The organism is Agrobacterium sp. MCAB5 (assembly GCF_052114365.1).
In the GTDB taxonomy this organism is placed as follows: Bacteria; Pseudomonadota; Alphaproteobacteria; order Rhizobiales; family Rhizobiaceae; genus Agrobacterium; species Agrobacterium tumefaciens.
Window position 1 is genome coordinate 248154 of sequence record NZ_JBFREP010000006.1, and the last position, 22810, is coordinate 270963.

Genomic DNA, 22810 nt, shown 5'->3' on the forward strand with positions numbered 1-22810 from the left:
GCCATCACTTCCGTTTAATGACGGTTTCGGATTCCTTGACGAGCCGGTCACCACCCTCAGCCGCCGAAATCTTGCCAAAGCCGATCTCTTCCGCTGTACGTTTCAGGACGAAGGCGAATTCGCCTGCACCCGGAGGGGGTGCCGGCGGCAGATCGCCAACGCCGGGGGTAATCTCGGCAATATATTCCACCATGCTCTTGCTGACGGCATCGAGCTTGGCGGTCAGCGCGTTACGCATCGATTCCGACGCCGGAACGCCGCGCTCCACACCCAGAACATCGACGCCCTGTGGTTCGGCAACGAGAAAGTTGATGAAACCGACCGCCTGCTCGATGCCGGCACTGCCATTGGCGACGCTGATGAGCATGGATGGTTTCAGGTAGTGACCGGAAGGACCATCCTTCTTGCTTTTCGGATAGGAGGTAATCGCCAGCTTTGCTTTGTTGAGTGCCTGATAACCGACAAACTGGTTGGAATGGGCAAATGCCGTTGCCGCCTTGCCCGTCGTCAGCGCGTTGGTTTCAATATTCAACTGGTCGAGCGCCTGAATATCGGCCGGCACGCATGCACCGCTCTTGCGCAAATCCGCCCACATGGTGAACCATTTGGTCGCGTCGGTCGGATCAAAACCGATACCGCCATCCTGTGTGTAGAGTGATTTGCCGTTCTGACGCAGCCAGTTCTCGAAGCTCGGCTCGACGCCGCTGGCATCGGCCGTGGCGTAATAGCCGGGCTTGGGCTTGTTCTTGCTGAGCTTGGCGGCGTTTTCGGCAAACTCTTCCCAGGTCTGCCCGATCGCTGGCGGAGTCGCGCCGGATTTTTCCCAGGCCACCTTGTCGAAGAAGACAGCGCTGGAATTCACGCCAAGATTAACCCCGTAAAGCTTGCCGTCGACCCGACCGGAGTCGATGTTCATCTTGCCGAAATCTTCTATCTTCAGGCCCTTGCCAATATAGTCATCAAGGGGAGCAAGGGCGCCGCGCCGACCATATTCGAAGATGTAGCGATAATCCATCTGGATCAGATCAGGCGCGTTGCGGCCTGCCACCTGCGTGGCAAGGCGCGGCCAGTAGTCGCTCCAGCCGGCAAATTCCCCGGCAATGTCGAGATCCGGCTTGATTTGCTTATATGCGGCGATCGCCTTGTTGGTGCGATCCGCACGCTCCTGCGATCCCCACCACAACATACGCAGCCGCGCGGCCTGAGCCTGCGCCGAACCACCTCCCAATGTTGCGAGTGAAAGGGCCGCAAGCCCTGCTGAAAGCACACTTCTCCTGTGAAGCATCACGGGCATTGGCAACTCCTCCCTAATTGACTGCCAAATTGATGATGGGGGTAAACGACTATTGCCGTTTTATAACTAATTGGTTACATGGGAACACCGATCGCCAACATTGTCAAGCGGGTGCTAAGATGGACGAAACGACGAAAAACCAGCTGCCCGATCCGGCCGTCGAGGAAACGCCTGCCCCCAAGCGCAAACGCGGGGCGGCACAGGTGCGAAACCCGGAGAGAACACGCGCCGCCATTCTTGAAGCCGCCCGCCGCGAGGTGGCCGCGAAGGGCCTGGCGGGCGCGAGAATCGATGTCGTGGCGCGGCGTGCCGGCACCAACAAGCGGATGATCTACCATTATTTTGGCGACAAGGACGCGCTTTATCTCGCCGTTCTGGAGGACGCCTATCGCCACATCCGCCACACCGAACGGCGGCTGGACCTGACCCGCAAGGCGCCTTCGGAAGGCTTGCGGGAACTTGCGCTTTTCACTTGGCATTATTTTCTGGATCACCCGGAATTTCTGAGCATTCTCGCAACAGAAAACCTCAATAAAGCCCGATATCTCAGGCAATCCGCTACGATTGCGGCGATGCATTCGAACTTCATTTCCGAGCTTGAGGACGTGCTGCGGCGCGGCCGCGATACTGGCGAATTCCGTGACGGTCTCGATCCGATCGACGTCTATCTGACGATCGCCTCGCTCGGCGCCTTTTATCTTTCGAACCGATTCACGCTGTCGACGATCTTCCAGCGCGACCTTACCGACCCCGCCGAACTTGAACGCTGGGGCCAGCATATCGTCGATACCCTGCTTGCTGCGGTGCGGCCGGTCTGAGCCGTAAAAACCGAATTTCCCTTTAACAACAGCGACGACGCGCCATTCGCATCCGCGAAGCGCGTCTTTTCCTTTTGCGGCGCGGCACAAACCCGTGATTTCTGCCGCCGCAAGTGCATGTGAATTTCCTGCCAAAAACACCTTGACAGATCGCATCCTTCACGATCACAAATAACCAAATGGTTACAAATTGCCATGTTTTACGGAAGCGGCTTTCGGGAAAAGGCCGCCTTGGGAGGAAATTCATGAAACGTATCGGCGTCATCATGCACGGCATCACCGGCCGCATGGGTTACAACCAGCACCTCGTGCGCTCCGTTCTCGCCATTCGCGATCAGGGCGGCGTGGTTTTGAAGAGCGGCGAAAAGGTCATGCTCGACCCCATTCTGGTCGGCCGAAACGATGCGAAAATCGAGGAAATCGCTAAAAAGCACAATGTCGCGCGCTGGACGACCGACATCGACGCCGCCCTTGCGAACCCGGATGACACGCTTTTCTTCGACGCCGGCACGACGCAGATGCGTGGCAGCCTGCTCGAAAAAGCCATCAAGGCGGGCAAGAACGTCTATTGCGAAAAGCCGATTTCCGACAGCGTGGCAGAGGCGCTGGCAATTGCCAGACTGGCCGAAAGCGCCGGTATCAAACACGGCGTGGTGCAGGACAAGCTGTTCCTGCCCGGCCTTCGCAAGCTGGCGATGCTGCGTGACAGCGGCTTTTTCGGCAAGATCCTCTCGGTGCGCGGCGAGTTCGGCTATTGGGTTTTCGAAGGCGATTGGCAGCCGGCGCAGCGTCCTTCGTGGAATTACCGCCTGAAGGATGGCGGCGGTATCATCCTCGATATGCTGTGCCACTGGCGTTATGTGCTCGATAATCTATTCGGACCGGTGAAATCCGTAAGTTGCCTCGGCGCCACCCATATCCCCGAGCGTTTCGATGAACAGGGCCACGCCTATGCGGCGGATGCCGACGATGCCGCCTACGCCACCTTCGAGTTGGAAGGCGGCGCCATCGCCCATATCAACTCTTCCTGGGCGGTGCGTGTGCGCCGCGATGATCTCGTCACGTTTCAGGTTGATGGCACGCATGGTTCGGCCGTGGCGGGTCTCACCAAATGCTGGACCCAGCACCGCACCAATACGCCGAAACCGGTGTGGAACCCTGACCAGCCCCAGACCATCGATTTCTACAAGACCTGGCAGGAAGTGCCTGACAACGTCACTTATGACAACGGTTTCAAGGCGCAGTGGGAAATGTTCGTGCGTCACCTCGTCGACAACGACCCATGGCCCTATGGGCTGATGGAGGGCGTGAAGGGCGTGCAATTGGCCGAACTGGGGCTGAGATCATGGAAGGAACGCCGCTGGCTCGACGTTCCCGCACTTTCCTGAGGAGGCGACAGTGAGCGAACTCAAGCTTCCAAAGGACGACCGCAGCATCGAGGTCTACAGGCTATCAGGCGCGCCGGTCGCCATTGAGAAACGAAGTGCGGCGGATTTCAATCGTGTCGCCTTCGCCGCCGCCCATGTGGTGGCCGATCCCCTCGCCGACAACGATCCATGGTTGACGCCCGCCATCGACTGGGACGCTACCCTGCGCTTCCGCCACCGCCTTTGGGACCTCGGCCTGGGTGTTGCGGAGGCCATGGATACGGCCCAGCGCGGCATGGGACTGGCGTGGCCGCAGGCGCAGGAACTGATCTCCCGTTCGCTGAAGGAAGCGGCCACCCGCAAGGATGCGCTGATCGCCTGCGGCGTCGGCACGGATCATCTTGAGGGCGGCGGATATGACCTGAACCAGATTATCGACTCCTACCTGGAACAGCTTGATTTTGTTCAGGGAGAAGGCGGGCGCGTGATCCTGATGGCAAGCCGGGCGCTCACCGCTGCCGCCCGCTCCCCGGACGATTATCTCAAGGCCTATGCCAGGGTCCTTTCCCGTGCCGAGAACAAGGTGGTTATCCACTGGCTGGGAGAAATGTTCGATCCTGCGCTTGAGGGCTACTGGGGTGCCCGCGACCATATGGCGGCGATGGACACCTGCCTTGCCATGATCGAGGAGAATGCAGACAAGATCGACGGCATCAAGATTTCGCTTCTATCCAAGGAAAAGGAAATCGTCATGCGCCGTCGCCTGCCCGCTGGTGTTCGCATGTATACCGGCGACGACTTCAATTATGCCGAGCTGATCGCCGGTGACGAAAAAGGTCATTCGGACGCGTTGCTCGGCATTTTCGATGCCATTGCTCCGGCGGCATCCAAGGCGCTCGCCAGCCTGAAGCGCGGTGCGGATAATGAATTCTTCGACATTCTGGAGCCAACGGTGGCGCTTTCACGCCATATCTTCAAGGCGCCGACCCGCTTTTACAAAACCGGCGTGGTGTTTCTCGCCTATCTCAACGGCTTGCAGGACCATTTCACCATGGTTGGCGGGCAGGAAAGCGCCCGCTCCACGCGGCATTTCGCCGAGCTTTTCCGGCTGGCGGACAAGGCCAATGTGCTTGCCGAACCGGATGTGGCGACGCATCGCATGAAGCAGTTTCTGGCTGTCAGAGGCATTGGTTAAGCGCGAGAGCGAAGGTGGCTGGAGGCCTTCGCAAAAGGGAGGAGTACCGTTATGGGCGTTGAGGGCCTTTCAATAAATTTTGCCACCGTGCGGCAGGGACGTTCCTTCGGGGCAATCGTGGATGCATGCCTTGCGCATGGCATCACCACCATCTCGCCCTGGCGCGAGCAGGTTCACGCTGCAGGCCTTGCTGAAGCAGCACGCATTGTCGAGCAGAACGGCCTTCGTCTCAGCGGCCATTGCCGGGGCGGCTTTTTCCCCGCCCCCGATGCAGAAGGCCGCAGCCGCGCCATTGAGGACAATAAACGCGCCGTGGACGAAGCCGCCGCCATGAAGGCAGATTGCCTGGTGCTTGTCGTGGGCGGCCTGCCCGCGGGTTCTCGAGACTTGAAAGGTGCACGGCAGATGGTGGAGGACGGCATGGCCGAACTTCTTCCCTATGCGAGGGCAGCCGGCGTGCCGCTCGCCATTGAACCGTTGCATCCCTTTTATGCCGCCGACCGCGCCTGCTTCAACACTTTGAAACAGTCGCTCGACCTCTGCGACCGGCTGGGTGCCGGAACCGGTGTGGCCATCGACGTCTATCACGTCTGGTGGGACCCGGAGCTGGAGGAACAGGTGGCGCGCGCCGGGCGAAACGGGCAGATACTGGCACACCATATCTGCGACTGGCTGGTGCCGACCACCGATCCGCTCAACGATCGCGGCATGATGGGCGATGGCGTGATTGACCTGAAGGCATTTCGCGCCATGATCGAGGCCGCCGGCTTTTCCGGTCCGCAGGAAGTCGAGATTTTTTCGCATCGTTGGCAGGCACGCCCGGTGGACGAGGTTCTGTCCACCGTCGTCGAGCGTTTTAAAACCGTTTGTTGATTGGGTTCGGGAGTAAGGAAATGCCTGAAAGGGTGAAACGCAAACGTTATGCACTGGTCGGCACCGGCAATCGTGGCACCACCATGTGGGGGCGCGAACTTCTGGCCGGGTGGAGCGACTATGTCGAACTGGTCGGCATTTGCGACCTGAACCTGATGCGCGCAGAACGGGCCCGCGCCATGATGGGGTCGGCCGCTCCGCTTTACGACGACTTCGACCGGATGATGGCCGAGCAACGCCCGGAACTGGTAATCGTCTGCACGCCCGACGATACTCATGACGACATCATTATCCGCGCGCTCGAGGGCGGTGCCGATGTCATCAGCGAAAAACCCATGACCACCACCCCGGAAAAGATTGACCGCATCCGCGCGGCGGAGGCCGAAAGCGGCCGCCGCGTCGACGTTTCCTTCAATTATCGCTTTTCACCGACGGCGGCGCGCATCAAGGAGCTGATCGACGATGGCGCGATCGGCACCGTTACCTCGGTAGATTTCCACTGGTATCTCGATAACCAGCACGGTGCGGATTATTTCCGCCGCTGGCACGCTTTCACCGAACATTCAGGCAGCCTGTTCGTCCACAAGGCCACGCACCACTTCGATCTTCTGAATTGGTATCTCGATTCCGACCCGGTGGAAGTGAAGGGCTTTGGGCAATTGCTGCATTATGGCAAGAACGGACCGTTCCGGGGAACGCGCTGTCGTACCTGTCCGCACAAGGGCGAGTGCGATTATTTCATGGATCTCGGGGCCGACCCGTTCCTGGACGCGCTTTACGAGGACCCGTCGACTGTGGATGGCTATATGCGTGACGCCTGCGTCTTTCGCGAGGAGATCGACATCCCCGACACGATGAGTGCCTCGATTCGCTATGCGAACGGCGTGCAGGTCTCCTATTCGCTCAATACCTATATGCCGATCGAGGGACACCACATCGCGTTTAACGGCCATAAAGGACGCATCGAGATGCGCCAATATGAAAAGCAGCCGTGGACTGAGCCCCCAGCCGACGAAATACTGCTGGTAAAAAGTTTCGGTGGCGGTGTCGAGCGTATCTGGGTGCCGCATGAGCCGGGCGGCCATTATGGCGGCGACAATCGCATGCGCGACATGATCTTCAAGCCCGGTTCGAACGACCGGCTGCGGCAGCGGGCGGGTTCGCGCGCCGGCGCCATGTCCGTGCTCTGCGGCGTAGCCGCATTGAAAAGCGCCCGCGAGGGTGGTGCGGCGGCGGTGAAATCCCTGCCCATCTAGATATTTTCGGCCTGCGGTGCTTTCAACGTCGGTCCGCAGGCCGCAATTGCCAAAAAAGAACGGATAACATTCTGCAGATTACGCGCTTCCTCCATACCGGTAAAACGACGATCGGGGGAAGAAAGAGTTAATCATGTCCAGTTTCGAATCCTTCATTCCGCTCATCATCATCGGCACCAGCCTGATCCTTTTTTTCAAATGGGTGGGGCGTGATATGAACAGGGAAGAGAAAAAACCGAAATCGCGCCGCTGACGCAGGAAGAGACATCGGAACCGGCAAGTGCAATCGCCAGATGGCGCATTTTTCCGCATCGGCCCATTGCAAAATCAAAAATTGAGGCTATATTCGGCAAATCGACAATTGCTTGTGACGTCGCTCCTGGGACTCTACGTTCCCGTCGGATTTCCTCTCAAATAATCGATCTAATTCCGCAAGGTATCGCGGAAACCAACAACGATTACTACGAAAGGAAATCGTTATGAACACTGGTACTGTAAAGTGGTTCAACGCCACCAAGGGCTTCGGCTTCATTCAGCCTGACAACGGCGGCACGGACGTTTTCGTTCACATTTCGGCTGTTGAGCGCGCAGGTCTGCGTTCGCTGAACGACGGCCAGAAGATCACCTACGACATCGTGCAGGACCGCAAGTCCGGCAAGAGCTCCGCTGACAACCTTCGCGCAGCTTGATTTGTCATCGGCCCCGCTGGCTACGCATGTACCAGCAGTGGCGCTGAGTGATTGTGAGAGGTCGGGTTAAATCCCGGCCTTTTGTTTTTTTTGGCCATGGGGAGGCTCTCATGCGCAAAAATCCTTATCGTTCCGGCGATGCTATCTTTCTGAAGGCGGGCGTACTTGGGGCCAACCAGCCCAAAGGTCCAGGCCGGGTCGTAACGGCTCTGCCAGAGACACAACAAGGTGCGGTTCGCTACAGGGTGCGTTTCCAGCACGAGAACTTCGAACGTAATATAGCGCTCGATGAAATCGATGTGGTTGCGTCTTCATCGCGGCCCGTGGAAATCGAAGGCTCGTCTTCGCGCGTTGCGGGATCGAGCTGGATCAATTCGAATACGATCAGAATCAAAAAATAGCAGCGATGGCTGCGTTAAGGAGATAAGTTGCAGGTACTCGTCAGGGATAACAATGTAGAGCAAGCCCTCCGCGTCTTGAAAAAGAGGATGCAGCGCGAGGGTATCTTCCGTGAGATGCGCGCACGGGAATCTTACGAAAAGCCGTCGGAAAAGCGTATCCGCGAAGAAGCCGAAGCTGTGCGCCGCCACCGCAAGATGGCGAAGAAAAAATTGCAGCGCGAGGGATTGCTTCCTGCTCCCAAAAAGGTTGCCCGCGCTCGATAACTTTCAATTCGCTCCGCAAAGGAGAATGCCATGACCGCGACTAAAGAGGCTGTTTTCAAACCCGGAAAGCTGTCCTCGCAGGACAAGGCATCCATAACGGACAAGGCGGCGAAACAGATCATAACCGCCGAATCCGACCAGCGCGCCAAGAAGACGGAACGGCTTCGCCAACTTCGCGAAGCTCAGGAGGCGGCAATCGCCGCCCCTCCACCCACCCGCACCAAAAAGTCATCCGGCAAGAAATAACCCGGTTGCACTTTTTGACGTCGTCTTTCCGAAAAACTTCTTGAACCTGATACGCAACAGGCGCACGCTTCGCCTGTCAGCAATCCGCTGAAGAGTGCTGGTGTTTGAGGGCAGAGTGTCCTCGCCCCCAAACGAAAGGAGGACGAGATGTCTTCCGACTTTTATTCATCAAGCCTTTCACGGAACCTCGTCCGCACCGGCGGTTTGGGTTACCGGGAAAACGCATCGCTTCGCCTGCTTCTCAGTGCCGCCGAAGAAACAGCAATGCGCCTAGATCAGGATCGCGGCGCATCCTCCGGCTTTGCGGCGTTTCCTGATTTTGGCCTCCAGCCCGACATGGTGCGGAGAACCTTCTACGCAGGGCGTATCCGCCTCTCCAAACCGACCCTTCCCTTCGGGAAACTTCCGCTTAACGGACTGCCTTTCCCCTGACGATGAAACCGCCCCGCAGCCTGCCTGCGGCGCGCGATCATGCCCCGGACCACACAATATCGAATATCTGTTCAATACCAGGAGGACACCATGGCCAAGGGTCAAGTACGCAGCAACAAAGAAGTCCGCAAACCGAAGAAGGACAAGACGAAAGCTCCGGCTGCGGCACCAGCTGCCGGCACGCAGGTCAAGTTCGCAAACTCCACAACTGCGGATGGCAAGAAGAAGTAGGATTGTTCCGGACAGCCCGCTCATAACAGCGCGACGCCCCGGCACGAATTGCCAAACCGCGACCCGATACACAAAGGGTCGCGACAAATAAAACATATAATGGAAATGCGGACTTGTTTTGGCCACATTGCTCTTCTAGAAAGTTCATACAGCAACTGCTGGTGAGCGCAAAATATGTCGTTCGCAGTTGTTTCCGTCGCTTTAGACTTTTGACCACGGATGTACTGGCACTGGTGTTAATGGCGATATGAGGAAGGTCGGTGCAATATTGCCCCGGCCTTTTTTGTTGTCTGCCTTGGTGAGATAAAGAATGTCGCCGCACCGGTCACATACTCGTCAGGGGCTATGGAATTAACTTGCCTATTGCGCGCAAAAAGCGCACCCTTCCCCATCGGTACTTAAAGGGCGTTACCGCCGTCAGGCATCCTTGCCGTCTCAAGCCCCATTTGCACATGCCTCCCGTCTACAGCGCCCCGTGCGGAATTTCCCAGGGCGCATTGAGGCACATGCCCCCCGAAAACCGGCAACGGTCATCGACCGCACCGGCGTATCGTTTCGAAGCGTTGGAGCGTCCCGTGCAGCCTTTTAAGGGCGCGCGCGAGGCTTCGGCTTTCTGAACCAGTAAGAAAAGAGGCCATCATGTCTTCTGCGCCCCGTAACTGCCTGATCTCCTCTCAAGATCTCGAAATGCTCCAATTGGTCCTCGAGAGCATCGGTTTTAATCACCTTTCCGACGATGATGACAAAAAGCTCCATAACAGAGCCGCCCGCAAGGTTATTGAATTATATCAGGATGGTTTGACCGATCCGGCAGACCTCACCGACGAAATGCGTTTCCTGTTCGGCGTGCAGAAACACGACCGCATCAAGCCGTGGAAGCCGCTCCCCCGATATGCAATCCAGGGCCTGCCACTGCTTTACCACCGCCATTGAGGGGAGAGAGCAGATGCGCGAATATATCATGGTCAGCACCGGCCTGTGGCTGGGGCTATTTCTGACCTGGTACCTCGTCACCATGTACGATACGGCGGATAGCGTCTTTACGGCGAACACCGTTCCGTCGCTACCGCTGCTTCTGACATCGGCCGAATGCGAGACCCAGTTCGGCATTCTTTTTTCGATGACCGAAAAGCTTTTGAAGGCAGGCGGGCCGATAGTTCCCGACGACTTGCGAAAGAACATAGAGCATTGCATTTCTTCCGATGAGGCAAGCCGCCTGAAACTCAAAGACAATCAACTTATCCGGCTTTTCCCCTGAAGCGCCTCCCGAAGCGGACGGTGTTCGCCAAAATCACTGGTAACAATAATGACTTGGCAAATGAGATATATCAGGAGAAACTGATTTAGTCGGACATCAGTCCGAGAGTTTGCGTCTGCGTGGAGGGTGAGTATGACGTATGACTGGAGCGGCCGCAGAATGCGCCGCATGCGTGCCGCGAAACTGACGATCATCAGTCTCGTCGCGGCCTTTGTTATCACGGCTCCAATCTTCGCGCATTACTGAAGCCTGCAGCGACAAGACGCGATCACACGGGTTGCCCGACCCCTGCCCGCTTTCTCAGGCGACCTTTGAGCCATGTCTGCACTGGCTGATCAAAATGGACCGTCAGGTACCATGACAGACACGTCGTCCCTATCAGGAAAGCGACACCGACCGGCAAAGCGATGTTTTCCCTATCAACGGCAGGCATCAGAAAATCCGTCCAGGCCAGCAGCGGAATATGCAGCACATAGACGGCGTAGGAAGCTGTGCCGAGAAACGTCGACAAGATTCCCACCCTGCGACCCGGCACTATCCTGCTGGCTACGAACAATACCGTCGGCCAGACGAGCAGAACCACCGCGAGATCAAAGAAGGGCCGAAGCTCACGCGAAATTGGCACGGCGAGGATGACGCAGACCAGCATAAGACAGAGGGCCGCCTGGATGGGCTTCAGCTCGGTTATGCGATTGCGGAAGCGGTAAACCAGCACGCCTGCGAAAAACGAGAAAAACACCCTTCCCATGCCGGCATACATTTCGTGCCATCGAAACCCCGCATGCAACTTCCCAAACTCAGCAGCCGCCACGACAAGGACGCAGGCGCTGACAGCCAGCACCACGATTGTCTGTTTCGTAGTCGCCCGCACACCCCACCGGCCATAAACCGCATTCACCACCAGCTCGTTGAAAAGCGACCATGCCGGACTCACCAGAAACAATGCGCCGTTCAATGTAAGCGTGAAGGGTGCCGGAACGAAAAGAAGCCCGGTCAACAACGCTATCGCCAGTTCACCGGGATTGATGTGGCGATGAAGATCATCGATCGGCGTCGGCAGGCCCAACAGGTAGAGGCAAATGAAATAGGACGCCATCAACGCCAGCCCCAGCCCATACAGTGGATAAAGTCGCGCAAGGCGCGCCTTCATGAAGAAGCCTGGCGTAATCGCCCCTTCGCGCAGTTTCATGCTGTAGGCATGCGCCAGCACAAAACCGCTCAAGGCGAAGAACAAATCGACGGCGAGATAGCTCGAAGCGTCGTCTCTCCCGAAAAACTGTTCGGCATGGCGATGTACGATGAAGAGCGCAGCTACGCCCCTTATGCCATCGAGCAATATGAAGCGTTCCGGGGAAGACTGGACCATGGGCGTTGATGCTCGACAGGACTGGATTATAATTACTTCACGAAAACGAGGTTTACAGCGCAGCGGTTCATCGCATCCAGTCAAAAACTGTTCAACGTCAAACATACCCCGAATTCTTATGGGCAATTCCCCATAAGCCACGCTCTTTCGCAGCCGTCAAAGGCATGCTACGTCCGAATGTCATCGATGCTTTGACCTTCTGACTCTGTGTACCACGCCTCGCAAAAACCGGTTTCGATTTTAGCAAGTGTCCTGGGCGCAAATTCAAACGGGTTGTTCGGCGGCAAACAACTTTCGCGGAGTCCCACCATGTCCACCATCGCCGACCGTATTAAAAAAATCATCGTTGACCAGCTTGGCGCAGATCCCGGCACGGTTGTCGATGACGCCAATTTTGTCGACGATCTCGGTGCCGATTCGCTCGAAGTGGTTCAGGTTGTCATGGAAATCGAGGAAGAATTCGGAGTGGAAATCCCCGATTCGGCCGCAAGCACAATCCTGACCGTTGGCGACGCCATCCGCTTCATCGAAAAAAACAAGGCTTGACCGGCAGCGGCGGATATCAACCCGCCGACAGGGCCGCAACAGGATCGAGGTTCGATGCGTTGCGGGCCGGCAGATAGCCGAAAACGACGCCTATCAGTGTCGAGCAGACGAAGGCAGCAATGATCGACACCGTGGAATAGACCATGGCGAAATTGCTGCTGAAGGCGGAGAAAAGCGCCCCGAAGCCGAAGCTGCCCAAAATTCCCAGCGTTCCGCCGATGATGCAGACGAGCACTGCCTCGATCAGGAACTGGCGCAGTATATCACTGCGCCGTGCGCCGACTGCCATGCGCACGCCGATTTCCGATACACGTTCGGAAACGGAAACGAGCATGATGTTCATCACCCCGATGCCGCCGACCAGAAGCGAAATCACCGCGATCGCCGCAACCAGCAGCGTCATGGTCTGCGTTGTACTGGTGATGGTCTGGCGAATATCGTCAGTGTTGAGAATGTAGAAATCCCGCGTTCCATGCCGCTGGGTGAGAAGAACCGTCACCGCCTGTTCGGCAATTGCGGCGTCAATATCGTCACTCACCTGCACCGTGATGCTGCGCAGCGACAGGCTGCCGAGAAAGCGTGACTGGACGGCAGTATAGGGGAGATAAAGTGAAAGGTTCTGGCTTGAACCGAAACCGCCCTGCTGCGCCTGCGTGATGCCGACGATGCGGGCCGGCATCTTGCCGATGAGGATGACATGACCGATGGGGCTGCCGTCGAAATCCGCAAACAACGATTTGCGGGTGTTCTCATCAATCACCACCTCCTGGGCTTTCTGCGCGACGCTTGCGGCATCGAAAAAGCGCCCTTGTGACGGCTTCGTGCCCTTGGCGACGAAATACCGCTCGCTGACACCATTCACAAGCGCATTCGCCTCCTTCGCGCCGAAACGCACCGTACTGGAGGTCGAGACCGTGGGCGTCACAGCCGCGACATAGGATTGTTTGGCAAGTGCCTCGGCGTCGGAGACGACCAGCGTGGTGATCTTGCCCGACCTTATGTCGCCAAAATCCTTGCCCGCGAAGATTTCCAGCGTGTTGGTGCCGAGGCTTGAGATATTCTGCAGCACGCGCTGCTGTGACCCCTGCCCCAGCGCCACGACGCTGATGACCGAGGCGATGCCGATGATGATACCGAGCATGGTGAGAAAGCTGCGCAGCTTGTGCGCCTGCATCGACAGGAGCGCCATGCGCAATGCCTCCCGCAGCGAGGATGCGAGACCAGCGAGACTGGAGGCCCCGCCGGAAACCATAGAGGGTTTGGCGTCATCCTTCCGAACCGGCGCGGCATCCGCCCTGCGGTCTGAAATTATGGCGCCGTCGCTGATTTCGATGATCCGTTCGGCACGTCGTGCAATTGACATATCGTGCGTGACGATAATGACAGTGCGCCCTTCGGCATGCAGCTCGTCGAGGATGCGCAACACCTCGTCGCCGCTCGCGCTGTCGAGCGCACCGGTCGGCTCGTCGGCAAGAATGATTTCGGCATCGTTCATAAGGGCGCGCGCGATGGAAACGCGTTGCTGCTGGCCGCCGGAAAGCTGGCCCGGACGATGATCGAGGCGGTCCGCCATGCCAAGGCGACCGAGCAACCTGGCGGCATCGCTCCTGCGATCGCTTTGTGACTTTCCGGCGTAGATCGCCGGAATTTCGACATTGCCGAGCGCTGTCAGTTCGACAAGCAGATGGTAACGCTGGAAAATAAAACCGAGGTTTTCTCGCCGCAATTCCGAAAGCTGGTCTGCATCGAGATTGCCCGTCTCCCGGCCCCTGATGCTGTAGCTCCCTGAGGTCGGCCGGTCGAGGCAACCGAGAATATTCATCAGCGTCGACTTGCCCGATCCGGAAGCGCCGACGATCGCCACCATCTCGCCGGCCTCGATGATGAGGTCGATATTCTTGAGTACGGTAATCGTACCTTCACCGGACGGATAATCCCGCCGCACGGATTTAAGGCAAATCAAAGGATCAGCCATTGTTCAAAAACCCATCGGCGGGCCACCAGGCCCGGGCATGGCGTTTTTGGTGGTGTCGATGGAAAGTTCGCCGGTCACCACGCGCTCGTTCTCGGCAAGGCCGGAACGCACTTCCGCCGTTACCTTGTCGTTAAGACCGATCTGGACCCTGCGTTCGGAAATTCTGCCATCGGTGTCTACCACACGCACGGCATAGTCATCGTTGGCGCCCTTGCTACCAAGGGCCGCCGCCGGAACGGTTAGCACGTCCTTGGCTTCACCAAGGACGATATGGACCTCCGCCGTCATATAGGTGCGCAACTTGCCGTCCGGGTTCGGCACTTCGAACACGCCATTATAATAGATCGCCTCCGACGACGAGGTGCTGGAAGAGGACGATGTGGTCGAGGAAGACGTCGAGGAGCTGAAGCTGGAGTCGCTGCGCACTGATTCAGGCGCCGGTTCAATGGACGTAAGCGTCGCGTCGTAACGCTGCTGCGGCTCACCCAGCACCGTGAAGTAAACTGGCAAACTGGCTTTTACGCGCGTCACATCTGCTTCGGAAATTTCCGTGCGCACCGTCATCCGGTCGAGCTGGCCTAGGATCACGATTGTCGGCGCGGACTGCGTGGCGTTGACGGTCTGCCCTTCCTGACTGACGATAGACAGAACAGTGCCTTCGATGGGCGCGGTGATCCTCGTATAGCCGAGATTGGCCTTTGCCGTTTCGACAGCGACCTGTGCCTCCTCGATCTGGGCGTCGATCGCTTCGATCTGCGCCTGGGTGACTGCGAGCGCTGCAGTGGCGCTTTCGAAATCCGCACGGGAGGCGGCATTTTTCGACACCATTTCCTGTTGGCGGACAAGGCTCTGGCGGTTGAGAGCAAGTGTCGCCTGCTTTTCCACCCGCTGCGCCTTCACGTTGGCAAGCGCTGCCAGCGCCGTGCGCAGGCTGTTATTCTGGGTAACGGAATCGATCTCGGCAATGAGATCGCCCGCCTTGACCGTATCTCCAAGTGCGACCTTGACGGCGGTGATGCGACCGGAGGCCTGCGCGCCGACGGCCACCAGACGAACGGGTTTGAGCGTTCCAGTCGCCAGAACGGTCTGCTCGATATCACCGCGCTTCACAGACGAGGTGATATAACCGGGCGTTGCGGCCCGCGTATATTGTGACGAAAACCAGTAGCCACCCAGGGCGAGCGCGACAACCGTCAGCGCCACACCTGCTTTGCGAACCATTTTCATCGTCCTGTCCTGTCCTGTCCGGCCGGTCTACTCAAAAGAAGAAACCGACCTCATGTCGTGTTTCACAAGGATGAAGCCGTTGTCTGCTTCGATCCATTCATAGGCGGCAACAGACTTTCTGGCGGATGCCTTGCGGCAGGCGCCGTGACGACGCTTGCCGTGTGCATTTTCGCGCCGTTCCTTGGCACAGACGGGTTGGTGCCACTGTTCTTCCTGCCGGGATTTCGCCGCCGGATCTCGCATCGGCCTGTCACCGGCCGCAGCGACCGACCAGACGAAGCTCAAACCAAAAACCGTCGCCAGCATCAGGTAGAAATATCTCATCATCATCTTCTCGCTTGAAAATCACGCGGGGGATCGCAGGCGAGCGATCCCCCGGCTTCAGCCGTTTCCGGCTGATTTCCTCCTTTGCTGGGGGGCTATTAAAGGAGGAAACTTTGAAGAGTGGCGTCAGCCCCGCTCTGCGTGAGGCAGCGGCGGCATCCTGTCGCCATGCGGAGGCTCGATACGACCGTCTCGTGCACGGCCATCATGCGGGACGGGAGGCGGAGGCGGCATCAATGCGCGTTCGAGTTCAGCAAGCTTCTTCACCTGCTGCGGCGAAAGTTTCGGTTTCAGCGTAGCCGCTGCGTCCTGAAGTGCTTTAGCCTGTTCTGCCTTTTTCATTGTGATGCCGGCCAGTTCCTCACCGGCAAGACGCGGCTCTAGCCCCGTCGCACCCGGTCCCTTCGGCGGCAATGGCTTGAGTTCCGAAGTGGGCAAAACAAGATCGATCAGCGCAGTGGTATAGGCGCGCCACGGACCAAGCTGTTCAGGTGTGACGCCGAGATAGATTTCCGCTGCCGAAAGTTTCGTCGCCAACCCCAATATATCCGGGCCCAATATATCCGGCCCCATCATATCCGGGCGTAGCATCTCAGGCCCGGCCATCTTGCGGCCATGCGGCAGCCTTTGCTCCGGACCACTATTCGAACCGAAGTCAGGACTGGCCAGCGGCGGCACTGGTTCACCCTGCTCCGCAGCCCGGGAGGTGGCCGAAGCGCCAAGAACAGTTGTCACGACGACGGCGGTGGCGATTAGAGCGTTTCTCATCTTACCTTCCTTTTCGTTTTCCAACCTGAGAAGACGATAGGAGCTAAGCGTTTCCGGCTTTGGTCCGAATGTTGCGGGTCTTGTTCCACGCGCGGCCTATTTGTAACCGAATGTTGCCAGAGCGGCCGCAGCAAGCTTTCGTTGCAAAAATCCGCCGTTTCTTTGCGCCGCTTATGTATAGTGGCATCAAAAGGTTGGACGATATGGCGACAGTTTCGGTGACACATATTTTGATCGTGGATGATGATCCGGAGATACGCACATTGCTCGCGAAATATCTCGGCTCGCAGGGGTTTCGCGTTTCGATGGCAGCCGACAAGCGTGAGTTCGAAGAACAGTTCGCCTGCTCCGATCCGGATCTCATCGTGCTCGACGTGATGCTGCCGGATGGTTCCGGCCTCGATATCTGCCGCGATCTCCAAGGCCGCCGGCCGCGCACGCCCGTCATTCTCCTGACAGCGCTCAAGGAGGATGTCGACCGGATCGTCGGGCTGGAAATCGGCGCCGACGACTATCTTGGCAAACCCTTCAATCCGCGAGAACTGACGGCGCGGATCAAGGCCGTGCTGCGCCGCGCAGTACCTCAGGAAGTACCTCGCGGCTCATCCACCGCTTATGGTTTTGCGGACTTCACCGCCGATCCGGAACAGCGCTCCGTCATCCACGCCAGCGGTGAGAGGATCGAGCTGACGGGGGCGGAGTTCGATCTGCTGAAAGTCTTCCTCGACAGGCCCGGCCGGCTTCTTTCCCGCGATCAGCTGCTCGATCTTACGCAGGGCAAGGACCGGGGACCGTTCGACCGCTCCGTCGACGTGTTGATGAGCCGGTTGCGCAAGAAGCTCGAAACCGATGCCCGGGCTCCGATCTTCAAGACCGTTCGCAATGGCGGTTACCAGATGACGGTTCAGGTCAGAACCCTGCCGGTGCATCGATGAGCTCGCTCAGAAACCGTATCGCCGCACTGTTGATCGTCTCCATCATCGCGGTCATCGCGCTTGCAACTGTGGTGGCAGATCAGACATTGCAGCCGCCGCCGCCAGATGCCACCATCGAGCCCGTTGCCCGCAGCCTTGCCTTTGCCGTGACCATGGCCGAACGCGACCCCTCGCTGCAACAACCCCGCTATTTCCGCATCGAACAGAAGCCGCCTGAAGGTGATCTCGATGGAATGCTTTCGGAGTTTCTAGAAAAGGCCCTTGCACAGGTTGGCGAGCCGCGCACCGCAATTGTGATCCGCGCGCCAGGAAGTAGTGCCCCGGTGGCGGCTATAGCGCTGGAAAAAAGCGGATGGCTGGTCGCGGAAATTCCGCATATGGGTCCTCCCCCGGGCGGCTGGAAGATTTTCGGCATGTGGATCGGGCTGATCATTCTTGGCAGTGCTGCTGTTTCCATCTTTGCTGCCAGAAAGATCACCCGCCCCCTCGACATGCTGGAAAACGCCGCTGCAAGCATCGGACCCGATGGTTCGCTACCCCATTTGTCGGAAACAGGTCCGGGTGAAATCCGCGCCACGGCGCGGGCCTTGAACGAACTCGCCCGCCGCCTGAAGGCGGCAATGGAAAGCCGAATGCGCCTCGTCGCAGCCGCTGGCCATGACTTGAGAACCCCAATGACCCGCATGCGCCTGCGGGCAGAATTCATCGAAAACGACGAAGAGCGGGGCAAATGGCTGGCGGACCTCGAGGAACTGAACGCCATCGCGGATAGCGCCATTCTGCTTGTGCGCGAGGAAGTGAGCCAGGATACCGTCAAGATGATCGATATCGGCAGGCTTCTCGGCGAAATCGTCAGCGAACTTTCTGATCTCGGTTACGCTGATACCCTCGACTTTATGAAACCGGAAGCCGCCATGATCATCAAGGCCGCTCCGCTTGCGCTTAAAAGAGCCTTGCGCAACCTCATCCTCAATGCCGTCACCCATGGCAAAACGGCACGGATCGATCTAACCGAGGACGAGAGCGAGGTCGTCGTTACAATCCGCGATGAAGGCCCTGGCATTCCGCAGGAACTGATCGGCCGGGTTTTCGAGCCCTTCTTTCGGGTCGATCTCGGGCGGCGAAAGTCGATCCCTGGTGTGGGGTTGGGTCTTGCCATCGCCAGGGAAATCATCGAGCGCTTCGGTGGCACGATCACCATCGCGAACCACAAAAAACAGGGCCTGATCCAGACGGTGATCTTGGCAAAAGTGGCATGATCTCATGCCACAAAATACCCTATGCCCGTTAAGATGACCGCGCCGTCATGCCAAAAGCAGGCTTTCGGCATAGGCCATCATCAGCGGCCCGACGCCTTTGGCGTCATCGGATACAACCGGCTCGGTCAGGTAATAATCCGGAGACCCATCGCGATAATTGCCCTCGAAACCGCCAAGGCCCGCGACATGCACGATGCCGGTGAGACGGACGATACCCTTTTCGTCCACCTTGAGCTGTCTCTCAAGCAGGGCATCAAGCGCGGACCGGCCCGCCGAAAGAGCCGCCTTTGCCTCCTCGCCCTGCAAAAGCCCCAGCCGCGCAGCCCGCAGTAAGGCATAGGCGAACATCGCCGAAGCGGAGGTTTCCTCGTAGTTTCCGGCAAGATCCGGTTTGTCCAGCACCTGCATCCAGAGACCGGTTTTAGTCTGCCGGGCAACAATACCGGCCAGAAGTAGGCCCGCGCGTTCCCGAAGTTCGATCGTTGCGCCATCAGCCGGCAACATCACCAACGCATCGACCAGCGCCATGGCGAGCCAGCCGACGGCGCGAGCCCATACGGCCGGGGATTGGCCGCTCACGGGGTCGGCCCAGCGCTGGTTGCGGCTTTCGTCATAACCATGGACATAGAGCCCACCGGCATCCGCCGTCAGCGTGAGTGCGGTTGAGAATTGCTGTAGCGCATCGTCGATCAGTTCGGCGTCACCAGTCGCCTGCGCATATTCGATCTGGAAAGGAAGTCCCATATAAAGGCCATCCAGCCAGACCTGATGCGGATAACGCTTCTTGTGCCAGTAATTACCGGAGCCCGTACGCGGATGGCTGCGGAGTTGGCCAGCAAGATGTTCCGCCGCAGCGAGATAACGCGGATCGCCCGTTTCCGCTGCCAGAGGAAACAGAATGCGACCGGCAAGGATGTGATCGATATTGTATTCCTGAGGATCGTAACCGGCGAGCACTCCGTCTGCCGCTATCTGGGTGTCAGCCAGACGATGCAGATGTTCGTTCCAGCGACGCTCGCCGGTCGCTTCGAACAGGTGCTGCAAACCCCGATAGACACAGCCATCCTCATAACACCAGCTTCCGCCCTTGTAGTGCCTATATCGGCTGGTGAATTGATCAAAATAATCAGTGGCTTTCATGGGTTTTCTCGATTGAAATCTGTGAATGGGAAATGCCAGAGGCGCTCAGCAGCGCAGGATCGTCGCAAATGATTTCAGCCTGTTCGAAAACGATCCCCTCATGCAGCATGGGGCGCACCCCATCGGCCATGATCGGCGGTGTGGCCACGGCTGCAGGATCACGCGAGACGATGGTGAGATTGCGAATGGCGATATTGCGGATTGGGGCCTCCGCTAAACCGAGAAAGACGCCGGCGGCATGTGCCAGATGGCGGATTTCCACATCTTCGACAGTAATTCCGTCGATAAACGGGGTCCCGTCGTCGACAGGTGCAGGGTCTCGCGACTGCACCCAGCCGTCATGCCCATCGGCATCGCAATGGTAATGGGCATTGGCGGAAAGCGCGGTCTGCACGCCATCCAGCAACACCCGGCGCATGGTGACATTGCTGACTGAACCGCCACGGCCCCGCCGCGTCTTGAGACGCAGGCCGCGATCCGTGCCAACCATGTCGCAGTCCTCTACCGTTACGTCATGCACGCCACCCGACATTTCCGAGCCGATCACCAGCCCGCCATGGCCGCGCTCCATCAGGCAATGGCGTACGCTGACGCCGCGTGTTTCCGCCAGATGGTCGTCCTCGCCGTTCGGCCCGCGTTTGCCTGCCTTCACAGCAATGCAATCGTCGCCCACTGAAAAGCGCACGCCTGATATCGTCACGTTGCGGCAGCTTTCCGGGTTGAAGCCATCGGTATTGGGGCTGTTATGCGGAGCGCTGATTGTGAGACCCGCCGCTGTCAGGGTCTCGCACCCCTGTGGATGGACCGTCCAGGACGGTGCATTGCGAATGGTGAAACCGAAAAGCCCGACATTGCGGCAGGAAACGAGATGCAGGCCGCGCGGTCGGCGCGCGCCGTCACGGGTTTCTTTCGGCCAGCTCCACCAGTCGCCTCTGTCGCCGGAACCATCGAGAACGCCTGTGCCTTCGATCACGAGATTATCTGCGCCGATGGCATGGACCGGCGCAGCGAAACAGGCATCCGGTAGCCCTTCCCAACTGCCGAGCATGCGGCCCGTCTCATCGCGGGCAGGCAGGATCGGCCAGCCATTGCGGGTGGAGGGTGCGCGCAGCACGGCCCCTTCCGCAAGATGAAACGTCATGTCGCTTTTCAACCGCACGGGAAACGCTGTCCAAAGGCCGGCAGCAAATCGCAACGTGCCGCCCGCAGGCACGGCGGCAACTGCCTCTTCCAGAGCGCGGGCGTTGGCGCGTGCGCCGGCTTCGTCGTCAAGCGCAATATCCGGCGTCAGCGAAAATGCCATCGCCTCGACAAGCCCCGCGCAGGGCGCTGTCCTGAACTCCAGGCTTGCGAACCCATCCGCTTCGAACACATACCGCGTATCCGGACGCAGATCATGCAGCAGCGTCACCACGGTGGCGGATTTTCCGGTTCGTAAATCACCATCTTGCGAAGTCAGCCGCCATGCCGTCTGCGGCAGGTGATATCGCGCACCGGGTACAGCGAGGCAAAGCGCCGCCGTTCGCGCCGAAAGCGCGATGATAGAGGGTTCGTTCATGCTCGTTTCTCGTTGTTCGTGCATGTCCCGCGAAAACAATCGGCGGGAATGCCCATGTCACCCGGCAACCGGATAAAGAGCCCGCCGCCGCAAGGGCGGCGGGCCATTGTCGTCAATCGAATTTGGCCAGAACGTCATTGGTGGTATCGATGATCTGCTCAGCCGCCTCTTCCGCCGTCAGCTGGCCATAGGCATATTCCTCCAGCGTATCGATGAAGCCGGAGCGGATTTCCGGATGTTCGTTGAAGGGCGAAACTACCGGTCCAGATGCCGTCATGACGATGGCGTTGGCGGCGCGCACTTCCGGCTCACCCTTGTCGCCCAGACGCTGCGCCGCAGCCTTGGAAGCAGGCAGGCCGCGAGACGTGCCAAGCGCATCGATGCCCTCAGGCTCGTTCAGCAGGCAGTTCAGGATTTGCGCGGCCGCTTCAGGGTTCTTCGAGTTTTTCGAGATCGAAAAGACCATGGAAGGCTTGCGATAAACGCCTTCCGTTACGGCATCGGCGAGCTTCAGCATCGGCACGGGTTTCAGCACCTGCCCATCCTTTAGGGGATCGGCATATTTCGAATAGGTGGAATCCCATTCATAGGAACCAGCGATACGGCCTTCGGACCAGGACGGCTTTTCATAAAGATTGACGTTGCCATCGGCCGCTTCCTCTTTCTGGGAGCGAATGGAGCCGGTTTCTACCAGCTTGCCGACGAACGAGATACCTTCCGCCAGTTCCTCCGACGTCCAGGCGACACGGTTGGTCTTGGGGTCGACCAGATCCTTGCCGGTTTTCTGCACCACGGCGAGTGTCACGAGAAGCTGGGCAGTCTCCTTTACGGCATTGAAGGTGTAATGATCCTTGCCGAGCTTTTCCTTGATGGTTTTTGTTGCCGCGAAGAATTCATCCCATGTCTTGGGGATTTCAACACCAGCCTTCTCGAAGGTGGTGGCGTTGAAAAAAAACACGCGGCCGGTGGTGGAGACTGAAAGGCCCTGAAGCACTCCGTTCATAGAACCCGCTTCCAGATCCGTCTCGGCCCATTGCGAAAGATCGAGAGGTTTCAGCTGACGCAGATCAGCAAAACCTTCACCATTCTTGGAAAACAGCGGCAGCCATGGCCAGTTCACCTGAACGATATCAGCCTCCGTCTTGCCTGCCATTTGCGTGGTCAGTTTTTCCAGATATCCGTCGAAGCCGGTAAACTCACCTTTGACCGTGTGGCCGTATTTTTCACCGCAGGCGGCAATTGCCTTCTGGGTGGCGACATGACGGCTTTCGCCGCCCCACCACGACATACGCAGTTCCGCGGCACCCGCCGCAGGCGCAGCCACGGTGGCCAGATAGGCAGCACCGGCCAGCATCGCCATTGTTCTCGTCATCTTCATTGTTCTTCTC

The 22810-nt window shown here is 58.4% G+C and carries 25 protein-coding genes; 16 read left to right on the forward strand and 9 right to left on the reverse strand.

Going from position 1 to position 22810, the window contains the following annotated elements; all coding sequences use genetic code 11:
• Window positions 1-4 precede the first annotated feature (4 nt).
• Window positions 5-1294 carry an ABC transporter substrate-binding protein gene (locus AB4Z23_RS16070; protein ID WP_113291895.1) on the reverse strand — a complete coding sequence of 430 codons (1290 nt, stop codon included), beginning with the start codon at window positions 1292-1294 and terminating at the stop codon, window positions 5-7.
• A 119-nt stretch (window positions 1295-1413) separates the two neighbouring features.
• On the opposite strand from AB4Z23_RS16070, the gene AB4Z23_RS16075 reads away from it, so the two are divergent.
• The 13 genes from AB4Z23_RS16075 (at window position 1414) to AB4Z23_RS16135 (ending at window position 10324) form a co-directional block, all read left to right on the forward strand.
• Complete coding sequence (locus AB4Z23_RS16075) at window positions 1414-2112, forward strand: TetR/AcrR family transcriptional regulator (protein WP_003517856.1); 699 nt, start codon at window positions 1414-1416, stop codon at window positions 2110-2112.
• 245 nt (window positions 2113-2357) lie between these two features.
• Window positions 2358-3500 carry a Gfo/Idh/MocA family protein gene (locus AB4Z23_RS16080; protein ID WP_162724359.1) on the forward strand — a complete coding sequence of 381 codons (1143 nt, stop codon included), beginning with the start codon at window positions 2358-2360 and terminating at the stop codon, window positions 3498-3500.
• A gap of 10 nt (window positions 3501-3510) precedes the next feature.
• A complete protein-coding gene (locus tag AB4Z23_RS16085) occupies window positions 3511-4674 on the forward strand; it encodes a dihydrodipicolinate synthase family protein (protein ID WP_019566457.1) in 1164 nt (387 codons plus the stop codon).
• 51 nt (window positions 4675-4725) lie between these two features.
• On the forward strand, window positions 4726-5547 hold the full coding sequence (locus AB4Z23_RS16090; protein ID WP_013761396.1) for a sugar phosphate isomerase/epimerase family protein: 822 nt from the start codon (window positions 4726-4728) through the stop codon (window positions 5545-5547).
• A gap of 20 nt (window positions 5548-5567) precedes the next feature.
• A complete protein-coding gene (locus AB4Z23_RS16095) occupies window positions 5568-6803 on the forward strand; it encodes a Gfo/Idh/MocA family protein (RefSeq protein ID WP_111789573.1) in 1236 nt (411 codons plus the stop codon).
• A 479-nt stretch (window positions 6804-7282) separates the two neighbouring features.
• Window positions 7283-7492: a cold-shock protein gene (locus tag AB4Z23_RS16100; protein WP_003517872.1), complete on the forward strand. Its 210-nt coding sequence runs from the start codon at window positions 7283-7285 to the stop codon at window positions 7490-7492.
• 110 nt (window positions 7493-7602) lie between these two features.
• On the forward strand, window positions 7603-7893 hold the full coding sequence (locus AB4Z23_RS16105; RefSeq protein ID WP_019566459.1) for a hypothetical protein: 291 nt from the start codon (window positions 7603-7605) through the stop codon (window positions 7891-7893).
• 27 nt (window positions 7894-7920) lie between these two features.
• Window positions 7921-8157 carry a 30S ribosomal protein S21 gene (rpsU, locus tag AB4Z23_RS16110; protein ID WP_003517876.1) on the forward strand — a complete coding sequence of 79 codons (237 nt, stop codon included), beginning with the start codon at window positions 7921-7923 and terminating at the stop codon, window positions 8155-8157.
• Between the two features lie 30 nt (window positions 8158-8187).
• On the forward strand, window positions 8188-8403 hold the full coding sequence (locus AB4Z23_RS16115; protein WP_003517878.1) for a hypothetical protein: 216 nt from the start codon (window positions 8188-8190) through the stop codon (window positions 8401-8403).
• Window positions 8404-8550: 147 nt separating this feature from the next.
• A complete protein-coding gene (locus AB4Z23_RS16120; protein WP_003517879.1) occupies window positions 8551-8835 on the forward strand; it encodes a hypothetical protein in 285 nt (94 codons plus the stop codon).
• A gap of 90 nt (window positions 8836-8925) precedes the next feature.
• Window positions 8926-9066 carry a hypothetical protein gene (locus AB4Z23_RS16125; protein WP_003517881.1) on the forward strand — a complete coding sequence of 47 codons (141 nt, stop codon included), beginning with the start codon at window positions 8926-8928 and terminating at the stop codon, window positions 9064-9066.
• Between the two features lie 639 nt (window positions 9067-9705).
• Window positions 9706-9999 carry a hypothetical protein gene (locus AB4Z23_RS16130; RefSeq protein WP_013761399.1) on the forward strand — a complete coding sequence of 98 codons (294 nt, stop codon included), beginning with the start codon at window positions 9706-9708 and terminating at the stop codon, window positions 9997-9999.
• Between the two features lie 13 nt (window positions 10000-10012).
• Window positions 10013-10324, forward strand: coding sequence for a hypothetical protein (locus tag AB4Z23_RS16135; protein ID WP_003517885.1), 312 nt, complete (start codon window positions 10013-10015; stop codon window positions 10322-10324).
• 268 nt (window positions 10325-10592) lie between these two features.
• On the opposite strand, the gene AB4Z23_RS16140 is transcribed toward AB4Z23_RS16135, so the two are convergent.
• The gene (locus AB4Z23_RS16140; protein WP_019566461.1) at window positions 10593-11690 is read right to left on the reverse strand and encodes an acyltransferase family protein; all 1098 of its coding nucleotides are present in this window, start codon (window positions 11688-11690) and stop codon (window positions 10593-10595) included.
• Window positions 11691-11999: 309 nt separating this feature from the next.
• On the opposite strand from AB4Z23_RS16140, the gene AB4Z23_RS16145 reads away from it, so the two are divergent.
• The gene (locus AB4Z23_RS16145; RefSeq protein WP_003517889.1) at window positions 12000-12236 is read left to right on the forward strand and encodes an acyl carrier protein; all 237 of its coding nucleotides are present in this window, start codon (window positions 12000-12002) and stop codon (window positions 12234-12236) included.
• Window positions 12237-12252: 16 nt separating this feature from the next.
• Here the strand turns inward: AB4Z23_RS16145 and AB4Z23_RS16150 are convergent, their stop codons facing one another.
• From AB4Z23_RS16150 to AB4Z23_RS16165, 4 genes are all read right to left on the reverse strand, one after another.
• Window positions 12253-14211 carry a MacB family efflux pump subunit gene (locus AB4Z23_RS16150; protein ID WP_441360345.1) on the reverse strand — a complete coding sequence of 653 codons (1959 nt, stop codon included), beginning with the start codon at window positions 14209-14211 and terminating at the stop codon, window positions 12253-12255.
• Between the two features lie 3 nt (window positions 14212-14214).
• Window positions 14215-15438 carry an efflux RND transporter periplasmic adaptor subunit gene (locus tag AB4Z23_RS16155; protein WP_111789575.1) on the reverse strand — a complete coding sequence of 408 codons (1224 nt, stop codon included), beginning with the start codon at window positions 15436-15438 and terminating at the stop codon, window positions 14215-14217.
• A gap of 27 nt (window positions 15439-15465) precedes the next feature.
• Window positions 15466-15762 carry a hypothetical protein gene (locus AB4Z23_RS16160; RefSeq protein WP_111789601.1) on the reverse strand — a complete coding sequence of 99 codons (297 nt, stop codon included), beginning with the start codon at window positions 15760-15762 and terminating at the stop codon, window positions 15466-15468.
• A 126-nt stretch (window positions 15763-15888) separates the two neighbouring features.
• Entirely contained in the window at window positions 15889-16530 is a 642-nt protein-coding gene (locus tag AB4Z23_RS16165) for a hypothetical protein (protein ID WP_111789602.1), read from the reverse strand.
• 203 nt (window positions 16531-16733) lie between these two features.
• Here AB4Z23_RS16165 and AB4Z23_RS16170 point away from each other — a divergent pair, with 203 nt between their 5' ends.
• Both AB4Z23_RS16170 and AB4Z23_RS16175 read left to right on the forward strand, forming a co-directional pair.
• The gene (locus tag AB4Z23_RS16170) at window positions 16734-17465 is read left to right on the forward strand and encodes a response regulator (RefSeq protein ID WP_211391350.1); all 732 of its coding nucleotides are present in this window, start codon (window positions 16734-16736) and stop codon (window positions 17463-17465) included.
• The gene (locus AB4Z23_RS16175) at window positions 17462-18724 is read left to right on the forward strand and encodes an ATP-binding protein (protein ID WP_111789576.1); all 1263 of its coding nucleotides are present in this window, start codon (window positions 17462-17464) and stop codon (window positions 18722-18724) included. The genes AB4Z23_RS16170 and AB4Z23_RS16175 overlap by 4 nt, the downstream gene beginning before the upstream one ends.
• A 45-nt stretch (window positions 18725-18769) precedes the next feature.
• On the opposite strand, the gene AB4Z23_RS16180 is transcribed toward AB4Z23_RS16175, so the two are convergent.
• The 3 genes from AB4Z23_RS16180 to AB4Z23_RS16190 all read right to left on the reverse strand — a co-directional run bounded on the left by AB4Z23_RS16180 (window position 18770) and on the right by AB4Z23_RS16190 (window position 22800).
• Window positions 18770-19864: a glycoside hydrolase family 88/105 protein gene (locus AB4Z23_RS16180; RefSeq protein WP_112153402.1), complete on the reverse strand. Its 1095-nt coding sequence runs from the start codon at window positions 19862-19864 to the stop codon at window positions 18770-18772.
• Complete coding sequence (pglA, locus tag AB4Z23_RS16185; RefSeq protein WP_112153403.1) at window positions 19851-21422, reverse strand: polygalacturonase PglA; 1572 nt, start codon at window positions 21420-21422, stop codon at window positions 19851-19853. The genes AB4Z23_RS16180 and pglA overlap by 14 nt, the downstream gene beginning before the upstream one ends.
• A gap of 112 nt (window positions 21423-21534) precedes the next feature.
• Window positions 21535-22800, reverse strand: coding sequence for an ABC transporter substrate-binding protein (locus AB4Z23_RS16190; RefSeq protein WP_112154410.1), 1266 nt, complete (start codon window positions 22798-22800; stop codon window positions 21535-21537).
• Between the last annotated feature and the right edge of the window lie 10 nt (window positions 22801-22810).

Coding starts and splice junctions, on each gene's coding strand:
- AB4Z23_RS16115 (WP_003517878.1), top strand. CDS start 8,188: ATGACCGCGACTAAAGAGGCTGTTTTCAAACCCGGAAAGCTGTCCTCG.
- pglA (WP_112153403.1), bottom strand. CDS start 21,422: ATGAACGAACCCTCTATCATCGCGCTTTCGGCGCGAACGGCGGCGCTT.
- AB4Z23_RS16090 (WP_013761396.1), top strand. CDS start 4,726: ATGGGCGTTGAGGGCCTTTCAATAAATTTTGCCACCGTGCGGCAGGGA.
- AB4Z23_RS16170 (WP_211391350.1), top strand. CDS start 16,734: ATGGCGACAGTTTCGGTGACACATATTTTGATCGTGGATGATGATCCG.
- AB4Z23_RS16180 (WP_112153402.1), bottom strand. CDS start 19,864: ATGAAAGCCACTGATTATTTTGATCAATTCACCAGCCGATATAGGCAC.
- AB4Z23_RS16155 (WP_111789575.1), bottom strand. CDS start 15,438: ATGAAAATGGTTCGCAAAGCAGGTGTGGCGCTGACGGTTGTCGCGCTC.
- AB4Z23_RS16075 (WP_003517856.1), top strand. CDS start 1,414: ATGGACGAAACGACGAAAAACCAGCTGCCCGATCCGGCCGTCGAGGAA.
- AB4Z23_RS16130 (WP_013761399.1), top strand. CDS start 9,706: ATGTCTTCTGCGCCCCGTAACTGCCTGATCTCCTCTCAAGATCTCGAA.
- AB4Z23_RS16160 (WP_111789601.1), bottom strand. CDS start 15,762: ATGAGATATTTCTACCTGATGCTGGCGACGGTTTTTGGTTTGAGCTTC.
- AB4Z23_RS16135 (WP_003517885.1), top strand. CDS start 10,013: ATGCGCGAATATATCATGGTCAGCACCGGCCTGTGGCTGGGGCTATTT.
- AB4Z23_RS16080 (WP_162724359.1), top strand. CDS start 2,358: ATGAAACGTATCGGCGTCATCATGCACGGCATCACCGGCCGCATGGGT.
- AB4Z23_RS16125 (WP_003517881.1), top strand. CDS start 8,926: ATGGCCAAGGGTCAAGTACGCAGCAACAAAGAAGTCCGCAAACCGAAG.
- AB4Z23_RS16190 (WP_112154410.1), bottom strand. CDS start 22,800: ATGAAGATGACGAGAACAATGGCGATGCTGGCCGGTGCTGCCTATCTG.
- AB4Z23_RS16070 (WP_113291895.1), bottom strand. CDS start 1,294: ATGCCCGTGATGCTTCACAGGAGAAGTGTGCTTTCAGCAGGGCTTGCG.
- AB4Z23_RS16165 (WP_111789602.1), bottom strand. CDS start 16,530: ATGAGAAACGCTCTAATCGCCACCGCCGTCGTCGTGACAACTGTTCTT.
- AB4Z23_RS16105 (WP_019566459.1), top strand. CDS start 7,603: ATGCGCAAAAATCCTTATCGTTCCGGCGATGCTATCTTTCTGAAGGCG.
- AB4Z23_RS16150 (WP_441360345.1), bottom strand. CDS start 14,211: ATGGCTGATCCTTTGATTTGCCTTAAATCCGTGCGGCGGGATTATCCG.
- AB4Z23_RS16145 (WP_003517889.1), top strand. CDS start 12,000: ATGTCCACCATCGCCGACCGTATTAAAAAAATCATCGTTGACCAGCTT.
- AB4Z23_RS16095 (WP_111789573.1), top strand. CDS start 5,568: ATGCCTGAAAGGGTGAAACGCAAACGTTATGCACTGGTCGGCACCGGC.
- AB4Z23_RS16100 (WP_003517872.1), top strand. CDS start 7,283: ATGAACACTGGTACTGTAAAGTGGTTCAACGCCACCAAGGGCTTCGGC.
- AB4Z23_RS16175 (WP_111789576.1), top strand. CDS start 17,462: ATGAGCTCGCTCAGAAACCGTATCGCCGCACTGTTGATCGTCTCCATC.
- AB4Z23_RS16120 (WP_003517879.1), top strand. CDS start 8,551: ATGTCTTCCGACTTTTATTCATCAAGCCTTTCACGGAACCTCGTCCGC.
- AB4Z23_RS16140 (WP_019566461.1), bottom strand. CDS start 11,690: ATGGTCCAGTCTTCCCCGGAACGCTTCATATTGCTCGATGGCATAAGG.